Here is a 15,919-nt window from a genome sequence, read left to right as displayed (position 1 = left end):
CGTCGAGAAGCATGCTGCTTGTCGACGTTGCCGCGAACACTACGAACCTCAACCCCAAACCACTACTGAAAAGGAAGTTTTACGTGTTTGACGTAAACCTCTTCGATGAGCTTCGCATCGGCCTGGCCACCGCCGACGACATCCGTCGTTGGTCCCACGGCGAGGTAAAGAAGCCGGAGACCATTAACTACCGCACCTTGAAGCCGGAGAAGGATGGCCTCTTCTGTGAGCGCATCTTCGGCCCCACCCGTGACTGGGAGTGTGCCTGCGGCAAGTACAAGCGCGTCCGCTACAAGGGCATTATCTGTGAGCGCTGTGGCGTCGAGGTGACCAAGTCCAAGGTTCGCCGCGAGCGCATGGGCCACATTGAGCTGGCTGCGCCGGTGACGCACATCTGGTACTTCAAGGGTGTGCCGTCGCGTCTGGGCTACCTGCTGGACCTGGCGCCGAAGGACCTTGAGCGCATTATTTACTTCGCTGCCAACATCATCACCAGCGTTGATGATGAGGCACGCCACAATGATCTCTCCACCCTTGAGGCAGAGATGATCATGGAGAAGAAGGAAGTCGAGGACGACACCAACTCTGAGATCGCCGAGCGCGCTCAGAAGCTGGAGGAGGACCTGGCTGAACTTGAGGCTGCCGGCGCAACCGCGGCTGCACGCAAGAAGGTGCAGAACGCTGCTGACAAGGAGATGACGCACCTGCGTGAGGCAGGTGAGCGTGAGGTGGAGCGTCTGGACGAGATCTGGACCACCTTCACCAAGCTGGCTCCGAAGCAGATGATTATTGATGAGAACCTGTACGAGGAACTCGTCGACCGCTACGAGGACTACTTCACCGGCGGCATGGGTGCGGAAGCTATCCAGACCCTGATCCGTAACTTCGACCTGGATGCTGAGGCAGAGGAGCTGCGCGGCATTATCGCTGAGGGCAAGGGCCAGAAGAAGGTCCGCGCACTGAAGCGTCTGAAGGTTGTCGCTGCGTTCCAGCGCTCCGGCAATGACCCGGCAGGCATGATCCTGGATGCGATCCCGGTGATCCCGCCAGAGCTGCGTCCGATGGTGCAGCTGGACGGTGGTCGTTTCGCCACCTCCGACCTCAATGACCTGTACCGTCGCGTGATCAACCGCAACAACCGCCTCAAGCGCATGATTGACCTCGGCGCGCCAGAGATCATTGTGAACAATGAGAAGCGCATGCTGCAGGAGTCCGTGGACGCGCTGTTTGACAACGGTCGCCGCGGCCGCCCGGTCACCGGCCCGGGTAACCGTCCGCTGAAGTCCCTGTCTGACCTGCTGAAGGGTAAGCAGGGCCGCTTCCGCCAGAACCTGCTGGGTAAGCGTGTGGACTACTCCGGTCGTTCCGTGATTATTGTTGGTCCGCAGTTGAAGCTGCACGAGTGTGGTCTGCCGAAGCTGATGGCACTTGAGCTGTTCAAGCCGTTCGTGATGAAGCGCCTGGTGGACAATGACTACGCGCAGAACATCAAGAGCGCCAAGCGCATGGTGGAGCGTCAGCGTCCTGAGGTGTGGGACGTGCTGGAAGAGGCCATTGCAGAGCACCCGGTGCTGTTGAACCGCGCACCGACGCTGCACCGCCTTGGTATCCAGGCGTTTGAGCCGAAGCTGGTTGAGGGTAAGGCAATTCAGCTGCACCCGCTGGCTTGTGAGGCGTTCAACGCCGACTTCGACGGTGACCAGATGGCTGTTCACCTGCCGCTTTCCGCTGAGGCACAGGCTGAGGCCCGCATCCTGATGCTGTCCTCCAACAACATCCTGTCCCCGGCGTCCGGCAAGCCGCTGGCTATGCCGCGTCTGGACATGGTGACCGGCCTGTACTTCCTGACCATGCTGAAGGGCGAAAACGAGATCGGCGGCGAGGGCGCATACGCTCCTGCTGATGAGAACGGCCCGGCACGTGGCGTGTACTCCTCCTACCGTGAAGCCATCATGGCTTACGACCTGGGTGTACTTGGCCTGCAGGCACCGATCCAGGTGCGCATTGATCACTTGCGTCCGACGCCGGAGATCGAGGCCGAGCAGTTCCCGGACGGCTGGGAGAAGGGCCAGGCTTGGACCACTCAGACCACCCTGGGCCGCATCATGTTCAACGAGCTGATGCCGTTCAACTTCCCGTACCAGGAAGGCGCCATGGTGCGCAAGGGCGGCGGCTCCGGCAAGGTGCTGCTGGGTGACATCATTCAGTCCATGGTGGAGAAGTACCCCATGATCACCGTTGCTCAGGTGCTGGACAAGATGAAGGACGCTGGCTTCTACTGGGCTACCCGCTCCGGCATCACCATCTCCATGTCTGACGTGCTGGTGCTCCCGAACAAGAACGAAGTCTTGGAGGAGTACGAGCGCGAGGCAGAAGAGATTGAGCGCAAGTTCTGGGAGAAGGGTGCTCTGACCGAGGAGAACCGCTACGACCGCCTGGTCGAGCTGTGGCAGGACGCTACCAACAAGGTGGGTCAGGCCGTGGAGGATCTCTACCCGGATGACAACCCGATTCCGATGATTGTGAAGTCCGGTGCTGCCGGTAACATGCGCCAGATCTGGACCCTGGCCGGCATGAAGGGCATGGTTGTGAACTCGCGTGGTGAGTACATCACGCGTCCGATCAAGACCTCCTTCCGCGAAGGCCTGACCGTGATGGAGTACTTCAACAACTCCCACGGTTCCCGTAAGGGCCTGGCCGATACGGCTCTGCGTACCGCAGACTCCGGCTACCTCACCCGTCGTCTGGTGGACGTGGCGCAGGACGTCATCGTCCGCGAGGATGACTGTGGCACCCACCAGGGCGTCAAGGTACCTGTTGCCGTTGTCCTCGCAGGCTCGGACAACGAGAAGAAGTACGCCCGTCACGACCTGGTCGAGACCTCTGTCGCCGGCCGTGTCCTGGCAGCTGACGCGAAGGACGCCGAGGGCAACGTTGTGCTTGAGGCTGGCGCTGAGCTTTCTGAGGAGCGTATCGACGCACTCGTGGCCGCCGGCATCGTGGACGTCAAGGTCCGCTCCGTGCTTACCTGCCAGACCCCGACTGGTGTCTGCGCGAAGTGCTACGGCAAGTCCATGGCTACCGGCCAGCTGGTGGATATCGGCGAGGCCGTCGGCATCGTGGCTGCACAGTCTATTGGTGAGCCGGGTACCCAGCTGACAATGCGTACCTTCCACCAGGGTGGTGTCGGTGGCGACATTACCGGTGGTCTGCCGCGTGTTCAGGAGCTGTTCGAGGCACGTGTGCCAAAGAACTGCGCACCGATCGCATCCGTGGCAGGCACGATCACCCTTGAGGACGAGGGCAACTTCTGGACCCTGACCATCCACCCGGATGACGGCTCGGATGTTGTGGTCTACGAGAAGCTGTCGAAGCGTCAGGGCCTGGCCCAGGTGCGCCGCCCGATGGAGTCCAACCCGGACGCCTACATCGAGCGTTCCCTGCGCGAGGGCGACCACGTTGAGGTGGGCGACCGCCTGCTCCGTGGTGCTGCTGACCCGCACGACGTGCTCGAGGTTCTCGGCCGTCGTGGTGTGGAGAAGCACCTGATCGATGAGGTCCAGGCTGTGTACCGCACCCAGGGTGTGTCCATTCACGACAAGCACATCGAGATCATCATCCGCCAGATGCTGCGCCGCGGCACCGTCATCGACTCGGGTACCACCGAGTTCCTGCCGGGCACCCTGGTGGATCTGGCGGAGGCTCGCCAGGTCAACGCCGCTGCTGTCACCGACGGTGGCCAGCCGGCTGAGATGCGTTCCGAGATCATGGGTATCACCAAGGCCTCCCTGGCTACGGAGTCCTGGCTGTCCGCAGCCTCCTTCCAGGAGACCACCCGTGTGCTCACGGACGCCGCGATTAACAAGCGCTCCGACAAGCTGATCGGCCTGAAGGAGAACGTGATCATCGGTAAGCTGATCCCGGCCGGTACGGGCATTTCCCGCTACCGCAACATCCAGGTCAAGCCGACCGAGGCGGCACGCTCCGCGGCTTACTCGATCCCGAGCTTCGGCGACTCCATCTACGGCGACGAAGGCTATGGCGAGTTCACCGGCGCCTCCGTCCCGCTGGATGAGTACGGCTTCGATCAGATCTAGTTCTCTGGCATGTAGCTAGGTCTGCTTCCCAAAAGCCCGGCGCCTTCCCGTTTGTGGAAGGTGCCGGGCTTTTGGTTTTTCACTGCGACGGCCGGGGCCCGGTTTTTCTACAGCTTGACGTGTGCCAGCACGCGACCGGTTGGCTCAGCGACGCCTGCGGAAACTTCTTCGGTTACCAGCACCGACGTTGCGTCGCCAGGCAGCGGCATCCACACGTCGGTGTGGGGATCCTGCCCAATGACACCTGCGGACATTGTGGCGCCATCCGACATCACGGCCCAGACCTGGGCGCCCATCCCGGGCTCAAGATCCGGCTGACCATTGACCATGGCGCCGCCCTTGTTCATATCGTTGCTGACAACAATATCCAGGATGGCGCCACCTGCTTCGGCTTTGCCTTGGCGAACGTCAGCGGCACTCATCACCGCGTGCATCTCTTCAATACCGGGTGCGGCGACCACACTCGTCGAGTCCGGAGCATCGGAACCATTGAACTGGTTTATGACCACACCAGCACCGGCGAAAACCAGAATCGTGGCTGCTGCCGCGGCGAACCACTTTCGTGCCGGTGTGCGTGAGCGGCGCATTTCCTGCAGATCACGCTCCGCACTCAAATCGATGATCTCCGCTGAAGCTGCGGTTTGCGCTGCCTCTTGCTCTCCACGTTGCGGGGTCTCCGCGATACGTTGCAAGATGTCGGATTTCAAGGAGGGGGGCGGTGCGATGGGGGTCGCGGCGGCGTCGAAAAGCGGAGCAAAGCTCTGCACATTATCATCGCCCTGCTGGGGCTTAAAAGCGTCGTTCATCACAGCCCTCCATTTGCTGAGACTGCTTCGCGTAACTTCCGAAGACCGTCACGGACCCGTGTTTTCGCAGTGCCAAGCGGCACTCCGGTGATCTCCGCGATCTCCTGGTGCGTGAGATCGCCATAATAAGCCAGCATGAGCGCGCTTCGGTGCGGCTCCCCAATAGAGTCTACGAGCCTGCGGAGCTCTTCGGACTCCAAGTGCTCCTGCGCTTCATCCTCCGCCGCCACCCACGTGGTGAGCTGCCGGTAGAAGTCAGCCTGGTCACGTGCCTGCGAGCTGCGCCAACTGCGCAACCGGTCAATCGCACGAAGCTTAGTCAAGCGAAGAACCCAAGATTTTGCCCCGCCCCGGCTGGCATCAAATTGCTGCGCATTCTGCCAGACCTCTACAAAAACCTCTTGGGTGACCTCTTCGGCCTGCGCAGAATCCCGAAGGATGTGAACAGCCAGACCGAGTGCTTGGGAAGCCATGGCGTCATATAACTGCCCGAACGCTGCCTGGTCGCCTTCAGCAACGCGCGTAAGCAGATGGTCTAAATCCACGGCTTCCAAACTTAGCACTCGGTCACCTGCCCAGTGTTGGTTACTGCTTCTTTTCCTCGGTGCTCATCATGGACTCGGAAGACATCATGGAGTCTTCCTTCATGGCGTCCTTCTCCGGGGACATGGACTCGGAGGACATCATGGAGTCCTTTTCCATGGAGTCCTTTTCCGGCTTCATCATTTCGGAGGACATTTGCTCCGTCGGCGTCATCTTTGCGTCTTCCTTCATGCCGTCGGTGTCGTTGCAAGCAGCCAAGCCCGTTGCGGCGAGTACTGCGCAGAGTGCGGTCGCGCCGAAGCGTGCGCGGCTGGAGGTGGCGTGGGTGGTAGTGGACATGGGTTGCTCCTTCGTTGTGGTGCTGATCAAAATTTCCTGACCGCCGGTTTGGTGGCCAGCTATGAGTAACTACGGAACCAACCGTGCACGCGGATTGGAGGAGCGGGAAAAAATTTTTCTGCAACATTTTCCAATCCTTTAGAGCCCTGTGCTTCGTAGAGCTTGACATAGTGACCGCTTGAAAAAGAAGGGTGAAAGACGATGTTGGGCGTTGTAATTGTCGGGTTTGTCGGAGGGGTGCTCACGGGCTTATCGCCCTGCATTTTGCCGGTGTTGCCAGTGGTGCTCAGTGTGAGTGTGGGGAGGAAGCCAACTCGGGTAGTTGCAGGACTGACGCTGAGCTTTGCTGCTATTGCGTTGCTGGGCTCACTTGTTCTTGGCCTGTTGCATCTGCCGCAATCGCTGCTTCGCTGGGGCGGTATTGTGCTGCTGGCGTTGGTGGGCATCGGCATGTTCGTGCCGCAGGTGGGGGAGTTGCTGCAGAAGCCGTTTGATGCGCTTCCACGCCCCACGGTGTTGCAGGAGAAGGCGCGGGGGAAGGGCGGCTTTCTCATTGGTATGGCGCTGGGGGCTGTCTATGCGCCGTGTGCGGGCCCGGTGCTTGCTGCGGTGACGGTAGCTGGCAGTACGGGGGAGATCGGCTGGTCAACGGTGGCGCTGACGCTGTCGTTCGCAGCCGGTTCGGCGTTGCCGCTGCTTGCGTTCGCGTTTGCGGGCAACCGCATTGGTCAGAAAGTTGATCTTGTGCAGCGCCACCGCAGGTTGGTGGGTGCGGTGATTCTCGTGTTCACGCTGGCTCTTGCGTTGGATGCTCCTGCGGCGCTGCAGCGCTCTCTTCCGGATTGGACTGCGGGAGTGAAAGAGAAGTTTGAAACCTCTCAGCTGGCCAATGATGCTCTAGGTCAGGTGAGCCAGACTGCGGGTTCGTTTGATGAATGCAGGCGCGCTGATCCTGGACAGCTGCAGGATTGCGGTCCTGCGCCGGAATTTGCGGGGTTGGAAAACTGGATCAACACGGCGTCGCCGGATGCTGGGCCGACTCCGCATGACGGGAAGGTGACATTGGTGGATTTTTGGGCGTACGCCTGTATCAACTGCCAGCGTGCGGGCGAGCACATCACTGCACTGTATGACACGTACCGTGACTCCGGCCTTGAGGTCGTTGGCGTGCACTCGCCCGAGTACGGCTTTGAGCACGACTTGGGCAATGTGAAACGGGCCGTGGAGCAGGAGGGCATCCACTACCCGGTTGCGCAGGACAATGATTTCCTGACCTGGCGCAATTACGGCAACCGCTACTGGCCGGCGCGTTACCTCATTGACACGGAGGGCAATGTCCGCCAGATCGTGGAAGGGGAGGGCTCCTACGCTGAAACGGAGCAGCTTATTCGGGCTTTGCTTGCCGACGCCACCGACGCCCCCCTCCCCAACCCCATCGAGCGGTCTTCCGTGACTACGGGGGTGGACGGTCGAAACCCGGAGACCTACCTGGGTACGAAACGTGCGAGCTACACCGCCAATGCGGATTACACGCCCGGCCAGCATGATTTCGGAACGCATTCTGATCCGCAGCGAGGCCAGTTCGTGCTTAACGGCACATGGGAACTCGGCCCAGAATCCATCGCCGCGGAAGGTGGGCACCTTGCCATCAACGTCTATGCTGCGTGGGTGCAGCTGGTGGTCTCCGGGCAGGGCAGCGTCGAGGTGGAATATCCGGATGGGGCAACAAAGACCTTTGAGGTCACCGATGGCACTATTGACCTGCTGAAACAGTCCGAACCGCTCTCTGGTGTGGTACGGATTACCCCGGATGCGGGCGTGCGTCTGTACTCGCTGACATTTGGATAAGCATTTAGATAAGTCGGGCGCGCCGCCGCAAGCCGTGCTTGAATTCTTGGTGTGCACGGATTTGTCAGGTCTGTAGCCAGCGACATCTTTACGCGCACCAATGTGACCATTCTGGCGCTAGTGGTGTTTGTTGGCCTCCTTGGGTTACGTGGCGGCTTTGAGAAGGCCGACCCCGAGGGGTTCATCCATGCCAGCGCGCCGGTCGGGATCAACGCCTTGGCGCAGCCGGTGGAGGTGGAGGTCGCGCCGTTTGATATCCAGATCCGCAAGACCTACGTCTTGGACGGCTCGCGAGTGGTGGAGATGAGCCTGACCAACACGCAATCGCGCCCGGTGACCCGTCTGCTTTCGGCATTCGACCTGGAAGTCTCCGGCCTGTCGGAGGAGCAGCAGCCGCGGTTTTTGATCTCGGCGGCGCGCCTTTCGCCCGGCGGGGAGCCGCTTGAGCTGCCCGTCTATGACGTGATTAACCCCAACCCGGGTGTGCCCTTGGACATTGCGGTGGTGTTCACCCCAGCCGATGAAGGGCCGCAGGGGCAGCAGCTTATCGACGCCGCCGATACCCTCACCATCTGGACCCTCGAATACAAGCGCTCCTTCTTGGACAACCAAATGATGTGGTTGCCCACGCAGCGCATGGCGGAGGTGAGTCTGCGGTGATGGATGGGATTGCGCGTCGAGTATGGACCGTCGCCGCGGTCCTGGCCCTGCTTAGCCTTGGGGTGTTTCTCCGCGGGCAGCTGCCGAACCCGGTGGACCGGGTCTTTGCACCCTTCGACTACACAAGCAGCGCGCCGGAGATCGGCACAGTGGAGGACACCCGCGCGTACGTCACGCCGGTGTTTAACGGGATGGGCACGAACGCTTCGTGGGTGGTGGTGGATTTCAGGGTGACCCCGGAGGCGTCGATAGGCTTCGTGCGGGGCAGCATCACGGCTGCCGACGGCACGGAGTTCACCCAGTCCAACAGCTGGAGCAACAGTTGCCCTGTGTTGTACCCGGGCAGGACTGTGGACTGCACGTTCGTCTTTGAGATGCCGCAGGACAAGATTGATAACGCCACGCTGAGAGTCCTAGCGTCCTGGGACCATATGGCGCCACGGGTCGCAATCAAGCTAGAAAAGCCCCTGGTTGAGGGGGAGATTGTCCGTGAGGGGGTGACGGTGTGAGGAAGGCCTGGTGGGTGGCGGCGCCGGTGGCTGTGGCGCTGATGGTTGGCGCGTCAATGCAGCCGTACTTCAGCATCGTGCGGCCGTGGACGTGGAGCGACGAAGAGCTGGTTTCGGCTGGCGGCGAGGGGAGCTTCGCGTTTCCGATCGCGGATGTTGAAGGCGCGATGTATCAGGCGCAGGTTAGCGTGCTGGAGTTCCAGGAGCTGAACCCGAAACAACAGGACGTTTTGGAGGTGCACGCGCCGGAGGGTTTTAGTCCGTGGCTGGTGCTCACGGAGTGGTCAGCGCCGCAGGAGTCGGTGCTGGCGGGGTGCCGGATGTGGGTGACGGCCTCGGACGGGCGCGAGTACCAGCTGGTCGATAGAGCTTTTGTGGAGCCAGTGATTCAGCAGGACCTGAGTACTGCGAACGGCTGCACCCTGCCGGGTCAGGGCGGCCCGCTGGTAGGGGACGGGGAGATTGTTGAGGGCTTCGGCGACCCCCGCCCTGACACCTGGCGCAAACTTACCCCCATCGCCATGCCGGACGGCGTGCAGCCGCTCAAGCTGCACGTTGGTTGGGAAGAACCGCACTACGTGACGTTGGTGCTGCCAGAGCCCGAACCCTTCGGGGAGTTTGCCGACGGCAAGTAGGTGCTGCGCAGGAAGTGATCCAGCGCCGCGGCGACGAGACACACCACCACCATCAGATACGCCATGCGCGCGAACACCAGGATGAGCGTGGCAGCCTGCTCACTCTGCAACGACTGCTGCGGCCCGGCGATGAAGCGGCCAAGCTCGACTACGCCCAGCTCAACGCTTGTGGCCAGCATGAACACCAGGCAGAAGATCACCATGGGCACAAGTCCAGCGCGGGCGAGGGTGCGCAGCCCCTTCCACGTTGTCTTGATCGGCCCGGCGACGGGCTTGAGGGCATCATCCATCACCGTTTTCGCCTCACTGCGTGCGGCTTGTTTCATGCGTTGGCGCAGGCGGGGGTTGGAGGCCTTGGCGTCGGTGTCTGTGTTTGTGGCTTCGGGTTTAGTGCTTTCGGCCGCCTGCTTCGCTACCAGTGAGGTGCCAAAGACCACAGCACCCAGCGTCAACCAGGCGATCGGCACGGTAATGAGCTGGCTAAACGCGGGCAGTTTCGCCGCGAGCCATGCCCAGGACTCCGCAAGAAACCCGGCGGAGTCCTCGATGTTTTCCGAAAGCTCGACGTAGGAGCGGTACGTCGGCGCAATGCTTCTGCGCGTTAGCGCCCAGTCCTGCACAGCTGAGAGCTGGTTGGTTAGAAACACCGACACCGTGGTCATCCACAGCACCTCAAGGTACGCGGAGAAGTACGTCAGGCCGAGGCCTTTCTCCGCAAGCGCGAAATAGCCGATGATTTTGCGCAGGATGATCGTGCCCAGAATCAACGCGATGAGCCCTGCCGTGCTGTCCACAAACGCGCGGCTGAAGTCGGCGTTGAAGCCTTGGTTCATGTATTCGTCGATGGTTGTGGCGCGTCGGAAATCCCGCAGGTCCTCCTTCAACATTCCGTGCGTGGCGTACACCGTGAGGAAGGACACCAGCAGCCCGCCTACCGACAGGAGCCTTGCGCGCGATTGCGTCTCCGCCCTCTCCGGGAACGTCTCCGCCAAAAAGGGCAACGATGGCCGCAGCACCCACAGGCACAAGATCAGCGACATCATCACTGAAAGCGGAGCAAGCGGCATGATTAGCGACGCCCCGAAGCTGCTGTAGTTGGACAGCCATACCGCCAGCCAGATCACCGCCTGCCTGCCGGCAAGGCCGGCACAGATGAGCGCGATCAGTTGGGGGAGATGACGCACAAGCAGGCGCAACGCACTGACAGGGATGGTTGCAGAAGCTGCGATCATGTCACGCGTGGAGCGAAGCGCTAACCCAGTGCGGCCGGTCATGCCAGCAGTGTAAAACGGAATCGACGGGTGTGCGGGGCTTGGTGTCACCGCCAGCGTGAGTCAGGTGAATCTCGTTGGTTGTTGCTACGCGTCTTACAGACTGTCTAGTATTACTGATCGCTCAACATTATTGAACAAGGCAGGTCCAGAGTCTAAAATATGGCGCATGCGGACGATCGACGACTGGAACCACGCTCTGGATAGAGCGAATGTAGGTGTGCAGATCTCCCTTGGGCATAACAGTGAAGTGGCGGTGGGTCCAGATTATGTCGCGGAGGCCGAGCTGCTTGCTGACACTGGTTCTGAGCGGGTTGTCGTGGTGGCAGAACAGTTATCAAAACGCTTAAGCTCTGGGCGCCTTGGGGCCGTTCCACGCGTGGTGCTCATGGAGAAAGCGACTCCCGCAAAAACTAAGAGAGTGCAAGGCGGTGGGGGCATGTATGTAGACCTGCATGGCAACTGCTTTTTCTCTTTCCCGTCCATGCACGTGGACGTGCGGGGGAGGGGGCCTACCAATAGGTCATCTGCTGCCGTTGGGAAGAAAGGTCGGCGAGCAAGTGCTGCTTCACTTTTTACGCCGAGGCGTGCTCAGGTGTCAGCGATGCTGCTGTCATATCCGGGCGTCTTAGAGCTTCCGAGCCGAGATCTGGCGGTGTTGAGTGGCACATCGGCGGGCACTGTGACGGGGACCCTGCAGCTACTCGCCGAGGGTGGCTATCTCTACAGGGGTGACGGGTGTTATCAGTTCGCGTCGGAGAAGCTCGGCACTTTTATCGACGCATGGGCGGACGCATACCCCTCGGGATTGGGTGCGCACCTTGAACTTTTTCGAGGAGATGCAAAGCTCCCTGTGTCTGATTGGAGTAATGCACAGGTGTGGCTGAGCGGTGAGCAAGCTGTACCGGACTTGATTTTCGGCGGCACTTCGCTCGATGCGTATGTCGAAGACGAGAAGGATGCCCGCGACATCATACGCGAGTTGCGTTTGCAGCGCTCCCCGCGAGGCAACGTGCGCATCAGGCGAGCATTCTGGGATACTCGTGCGGCGCTGGTCTTCGAAGAAGGTAGCGTGACTGCAGAGACCCGTGAACGGAAAAATGCGCCGCTTGCACTGGTGTACGCCGACGTGCGTGCCCACGGGGATCCACGACTGCTCGAGGTATCAGAGCATGTGAAGTCTGTAATTAGGGGAAGGATTCAGAATGCCGAGCATTGACCGGGCAGACGACGATCTGAAGCTGCTGTTCCAGCACCTCAGTGCTGTGGTGGACACAAACAAGGTCATGCTGGTGGGGGCGCGGTGCCGTGACATTTTGCACCGCCGTTATTCTGCTGTGCCTCCGCAGCGTAAAACGGAATCGACGGGTGTGCGGGGCTTCAGTATCATTGGGATACTGGCTCAACAGGACAGACTTCCCCGCGTTAGCAGGGATGAGCCCGTGTTCCCCGCGTTAGCGGGGCTTTTACGCAGGCGTCGATAAGCGAAATTTGCTCCCAAAACTATTCCTGTAGTACCTTGATTGAGGTTTCGCCCGCATTCTCGCGCGGTGCGAAAGTTTCGAACTCCATGCGACGTACGTTGCATGCGTTGGTTCATGCAGACGGAAGGGCCCCGCAAAAGAGCCCCCATTTTTGCATGTATGGGCGCGTGTGCGGAGTCGTGAAGACAGAAAGAGCGTGAATGCCTACTATTCAGCAGCTGGTCCGCAAGGGCCGCAAGGATAAGAAGTCCGAGGTTGCTACGGCCGCCCTGAAGGGCTCCCCGCAGCGCCGCGGCGTGTGCACCCGCGTGTACACCACCACTCCGAAGAAGCCGAACTCTGCACTGCGCAAGGTTGCACGTGTGCGCCTGACCTCCGGTATTGAGGTTTCCGCATACATCCCGGGTGAGGGCCACAACCTGCAGGAGCACTCCATGGTGCTCGTGCGCGGCGGTCGTGTGAAGGACCTGCCGGGTGTGCGCTACAAGATCATCCGTGGCGCTCTGGATACCCAGGGTGTGAAGGACCGCAAGCAGGCTCGCTCCCGTTACGGCGCGAAGAAGGGACAGTAAAGAACAATGCGTAAGCAAAAAGCACCTGTACGTCCCGTAGTTAAGGATCCGGTATACAACTCTGAGCTGGTGACCCAGCTGGTGAACAAGATCCTGAAGGACGGCAAGAAGTCCACCGCAGAGCGCATCGTTTACGGCGCGCTTGAGATCTGCCGCGAGAAGACCGGTACTGACCCGGTTGGCACCCTGGAGAAGGCACTGGGCAACATCCGCCCGGACCTTGAGGTTCGTTCCCGCCGTGTCGGTGGCGCTACCTACCAGGTTCCGGTCAAGGTTGAGCCGGGCCGTTCCAACACGCTTGCTCTGCGTTGGATGGTGACCTTCACCCGTCAGCGTCGTGAGAACTCCATGATTGAGCGCCTCGCTAACGAGATCCTGGATGCGTCCAACGGCTTGGGTGCATCTGTGAAGCGTCGTGAGGACACTCACAAGATGGCAGAGGCAAACCGCGCCTTCGCCCACTACCGCTGGTAATAGGTTCGCGCCCTATGAGCTCACGTTTCGGCCCGTGGATAAGTTGCCCGCACGCGTATGCGTCGGTGTCTTGCTCCCGGGCCGTTTGCGTAGCGACGGGTGCGTAACCCACCTCCACGCGCAATTAGTGGAATAATCGACCAAGGACAATATCCGCCAAAGACGCTATCTCGGCTCCCTAGCGTGCGCCGGGGCGGTGTCGACAACTCATAAGTTGGGGTAAAAACGTGGCACAAGAAGTGCTTAAAGACCTGAACAAGGTCCGCAACATCGGCATCATGGCTCACATCGATGCTGGTAAGACCACCACGACCGAGCGCATCCTGTTTTACACGGGTATCAACCGCAAGGTTGGCGAGACCCACGACGGTGGCGCAACCACCGACTGGATGGACCAGGAGAAAGAGCGCGGCATCACCATTACGTCTGCTGCCGTGACGTGCTTCTGGAACAACAACCAGATCAACATCATTGACACCCCGGGCCACGTGGACTTCACCGTTGAGGTGGAGCGCTCCCTGCGTGTCCTGGACGGCGCTGTTGCTGTCTTCGACGGCAAGGAAGGCGTTGAGCCGCAGTCCGAGCAGGTTTGGCGTCAGGCTGCTAAGTACAACGTGCCGCGTATCTGCTTTGTCAACAAGATGGACAAGCTGGGTGCAGACTTCTTCTACACCGTTGGCACCATCGTTGACCGCCTCGGCGCTAAGCCCTTGGTTATGCAGATCCCGATCGGCGCTGAGGATGACTTCGACGGCGTTGTTGACCTCATCCAGATGAAGGCATACCTGTGGCCGGGCAAGGTTGAGACCGGCACCCCGCCGCAGATCGTTGACATCCCGGCTGAGTTGCAGGACAAGGCTGATGAGTACCGCGAGAAGCTGCTCGAGACCGTTGCTGAGTCCGATGAGGAGCTCATGGAGAAGTACTTCGGCGGCGAGGAGCTCACCGTCGAGGAGATCAAGGCCGCTATCCGCAAGCTGACCGTTAACTCCGAGATCTACCCGGTGTTCTGTGGTACCGCATACCGCAACAAGGGCATCGAGCCGATCCTGGACGCTGTTGTGGACTACCTGCCGAGCCCGCTGGACATCGGCGAAGTTCGCGGCACCTCCGTAGACGGCTCCGAGGAGCTCGTGCGTAAGCCGTCCGTTGAAGAGCCGTTCTCCGCACTGGCATTCAAGATTGCTGTGCACCCGTTCTTTGGCAAGCTGACCTACGTGCGCGTCTACTCCGGCCAGGCAATCCCGGGCGAGCAGATGCTGAACTCCACGAAGTCCAAGAAGGAGCGCGTGGGCAAGCTCTTCCAGATGCACGCGAACAAGGAGAACCCGGTTGAGCACGCTGACGCCGGCAACATCTACGCGTTCATTGGCCTGAAGGAAACCACCACGGGTGACACCCTGTGCAACCCGGATCACCCGATCATCCTGGAGTCCATGGACTTCCCGGATCCGGTTATCCAGGTGGCCATTGAGCCGAAGACCAAGGCTGACCAGGAGAAGCTGGGTACCGCTATTCAGAAGCTGGCGGAAGAGGACCCGACCTTCACCGTCAAGCTGGACGAAGAGACCGGCCAGACCATCATCGGCGGCATGGGCGAGCTGCACCTCGACGTGCTGGTTGACCGCATGAAGCGCGAGTTCAAGGTTGAGGCAAACATCGGTTCCCCGCAGGTTGCTTACCGCGAGACCATCCGCAAGAAGGTGGAGTCCCTGGACTACACCCACAAGAAGCAGACCGGTGGTTCCGGCCAGTTTGCAAAGGTCATCGTCACCATCGAGCCGTACAACCCGGACCCGGAGACGCTGGAGGAGGGCGAGAGCGCAACCTACAAGTTCGAGAACGCCGTCACCGGTGGCCGCGTGCCGAAGGAATACATCCCGTCCGTGGACGCTGGTATCCAGGATGCGATGCAGTACGGCTACCTCGCTGGCTTCCCGTTGGTGAACATCAAGGCCACCCTTGAGGACGGCGCGTACCACGACGTTGACTCCTCTGAAATGGCCTTCAAGCTCGCTGGCTCCCAGGTTCTGAAGGAAGCAGTTGCTAAGGCTAAGCCGGTTCTGCTTGAGCCGGTCATGGCTGTTGAGGTTGTGACCCCGGAGGAGTACATGGGCACCGTTAACGGTGACATCAGCTCCCGCCGTGGCCAGGTCTACGCAATGGAGGACCGCTCCGGTGCGAAGGTTGTTCGCGCTAAGGTGCCGCTGTCCGAGATGTTCGGCTACATCGGTGACCTGCGTTCCTCCACCGCAGGCCGCGCGAACTTCACCATGGTGTTTGACTCCTACGCTGAGGTTCCGCAGAGCGTTGCTCAGGAGATCATCGAGCAGCGCACCGGCAAGTAAATTGCCCTAACGCTTTGCGCCTTCTGCTTATCGACGGCTACGCCAGAGCCGTCGATAGTAAAAAGCTCGGCGCGAAGCGCACCCTAGCGGGTGCGGCCTACTGAAGTTCCAGCCCAAAATCCCAGCAAGATGGGGTGGTGCTTGAGTTGGCCGTTACTCACTAGGTGGATCCGCGGTTTGCACGGATCGGCCGGTTTGAAAAACGGTCATTCAGAATCTAGGATCATGTAACTGGCACATTGTGAAATGGTCGATGCAGCATGTCTCGCGCATGCGGGCCATGAGGCAAGGCAAATGTAAACAACGTGGCTGCGAAGGTCGTAGCCACATGGA

The 15,919-nt window shown here is 60.4% G+C and carries 13 protein-coding genes; 9 read left to right on the top strand and 4 right to left on the bottom strand.

Annotated features, from left to right (window positions below; all coding sequences use genetic code 11):
* The first annotated feature begins 83 nt into the window (after positions 1-83).
* Positions 84-4,097: a DNA-directed RNA polymerase subunit beta' gene (locus tag AK829_RS08210; RefSeq protein ID WP_052206460.1), complete on the top strand. Its 4,014-nt coding sequence runs from the start codon at positions 84-86 to the stop codon at positions 4,095-4,097.
* Between the two features lie 107 nt (positions 4,098-4,204).
* Here AK829_RS08210 and AK829_RS08205 read toward each other — a convergent pair whose 3' ends face one another.
* The 3 genes from AK829_RS08205 to AK829_RS08195 are packed head-to-tail and all read right to left on the bottom strand — an operon-like array spanning position 4,205 to position 5,785.
* Positions 4,205-4,903: an anti-sigma factor gene (locus AK829_RS08205; protein ID WP_052205419.1), complete on the bottom strand. Its 699-nt coding sequence runs from the start codon at positions 4,901-4,903 to the stop codon at positions 4,205-4,207.
* Positions 4,903-5,448: a sigma-70 family RNA polymerase sigma factor gene (locus AK829_RS08200; protein ID WP_052206459.1), complete on the bottom strand. Its 546-nt coding sequence runs from the start codon at positions 5,446-5,448 to the stop codon at positions 4,903-4,905. The genes AK829_RS08205 and AK829_RS08200 overlap by 1 nt, the downstream gene beginning before the upstream one ends.
* Positions 5,449-5,488: 40 nt before the next feature.
* A complete protein-coding gene (locus AK829_RS08195) occupies positions 5,489-5,785 on the bottom strand; it encodes a hypothetical protein (protein WP_232305707.1) in 297 nt (98 codons plus the stop codon).
* Positions 5,786-5,986: 201 nt separating this feature from the next.
* Here AK829_RS08195 and AK829_RS08190 point away from each other — a divergent pair, with 201 nt between their 5' ends.
* Genes AK829_RS08190 through AK829_RS08175 form a run of 4 tightly spaced genes read left to right on the top strand, consistent with a single transcriptional unit; the run spans position 5,987 to position 9,437 of the window.
* Positions 5,987-7,633, top strand: coding sequence for a cytochrome c biogenesis protein CcdA (locus AK829_RS08190; RefSeq protein WP_052205418.1), 1,647 nt, complete (start codon positions 5,987-5,989; stop codon positions 7,631-7,633).
* A gap of 51 nt (positions 7,634-7,684) precedes the next feature.
* Positions 7,685-8,293, top strand: coding sequence for a hypothetical protein (locus tag AK829_RS08185; RefSeq protein WP_052205417.1), 609 nt, complete (start codon positions 7,685-7,687; stop codon positions 8,291-8,293).
* Complete coding sequence (locus AK829_RS08180) at positions 8,290-8,802, top strand: hypothetical protein (RefSeq protein ID WP_157045330.1); 513 nt, start codon at positions 8,290-8,292, stop codon at positions 8,800-8,802. The genes AK829_RS08185 and AK829_RS08180 overlap by 4 nt, the downstream gene beginning before the upstream one ends.
* Positions 8,799-9,437 carry a hypothetical protein gene (locus tag AK829_RS08175; protein ID WP_157045329.1) on the top strand — a complete coding sequence of 213 codons (639 nt, stop codon included), beginning with the start codon at positions 8,799-8,801 and terminating at the stop codon, positions 9,435-9,437. Before AK829_RS08180 ends, AK829_RS08175 begins: the two co-directional genes overlap by 4 nt.
* Here the strand turns inward: AK829_RS08175 and AK829_RS08170 are convergent.
* Positions 9,377-10,711 (bottom strand): hypothetical protein, encoded by a 1,335-nt coding sequence (locus AK829_RS08170; RefSeq protein ID WP_157045328.1) that lies wholly within the window; start codon positions 10,709-10,711, stop codon positions 9,377-9,379. The two genes, AK829_RS08175 and AK829_RS08170, sit on opposite strands and share 61 nt — an antisense overlap.
* A gap of 166 nt (positions 10,712-10,877) precedes the next feature.
* Here AK829_RS08170 and AK829_RS08165 point away from each other — a divergent pair, with 166 nt between their 5' ends.
* The 4 genes from AK829_RS08165 (at position 10,878) to fusA (ending at position 15,586) form a co-directional block, all read left to right on the top strand.
* Complete coding sequence (locus AK829_RS08165) at positions 10,878-11,927, top strand: type IV toxin-antitoxin system AbiEi family antitoxin (protein WP_052205413.1); 1,050 nt, start codon at positions 10,878-10,880, stop codon at positions 11,925-11,927.
* Positions 11,928-12,392: 465 nt separating this feature from the next.
* Entirely contained in the window at positions 12,393-12,764 is a 372-nt protein-coding gene (gene rpsL / locus AK829_RS08155) for a 30S ribosomal protein S12 (RefSeq protein ID WP_052205411.1), read from the top strand.
* Between the two features lie 6 nt (positions 12,765-12,770).
* Positions 12,771-13,238, top strand: coding sequence for a 30S ribosomal protein S7 (gene rpsG, locus AK829_RS08150; RefSeq protein ID WP_052205410.1), 468 nt, complete (start codon positions 12,771-12,773; stop codon positions 13,236-13,238).
* A 227-nt stretch (positions 13,239-13,465) separates the two neighbouring features.
* Positions 13,466-15,586 carry an elongation factor G gene (gene fusA / locus AK829_RS08145; protein WP_052205409.1) on the top strand — a complete coding sequence of 707 codons (2,121 nt, stop codon included), beginning with the start codon at positions 13,466-13,468 and terminating at the stop codon, positions 15,584-15,586.
* Positions 15,587-15,919: the final 333 nt, after the last annotated feature.

Origin of the sequence: Corynebacterium riegelii (assembly GCF_001263755.1) — a bacterium.
GTDB classification, from domain to species: Bacteria; Actinomycetota; Actinomycetes; order Mycobacteriales; family Mycobacteriaceae; genus Corynebacterium; species Corynebacterium riegelii.
Note: the sequence above shows the minus strand (reverse complement) of the source record. Positions and strands in the feature narration are given on the sequence as shown.

Excerpts from the sequence above, each read along its gene's own strand:
- AK829_RS08205 (WP_052205419.1), bottom strand. The coding sequence starts at position 4,903 with ATGAACGACGCTTTTAAGCCCCAGCAGGGCGATGATAATGTGCAGAGC.
- AK829_RS08195 (WP_232305707.1), bottom strand. The coding sequence starts at position 5,785 with ATGTCCACTACCACCCACGCCACCTCCAGCCGCGCACGCTTCGGCGCG.
- AK829_RS08190 (WP_052205418.1), top strand. The coding sequence starts at position 5,987 with ATGTTGGGCGTTGTAATTGTCGGGTTTGTCGGAGGGGTGCTCACGGGC.
- AK829_RS08170 (WP_157045328.1), bottom strand. The coding sequence starts at position 10,711 with ATGACCGGCCGCACTGGGTTAGCGCTTCGCTCCACGCGTGACATGATC.
- AK829_RS08165 (WP_052205413.1), top strand. The coding sequence starts at position 10,878 with ATGCGGACGATCGACGACTGGAACCACGCTCTGGATAGAGCGAATGTA.
- rpsL (WP_052205411.1), top strand. The coding sequence starts at position 12,393 with ATGCCTACTATTCAGCAGCTGGTCCGCAAGGGCCGCAAGGATAAGAAG.
- rpsG (WP_052205410.1), top strand. The coding sequence starts at position 12,771 with ATGCGTAAGCAAAAAGCACCTGTACGTCCCGTAGTTAAGGATCCGGTA.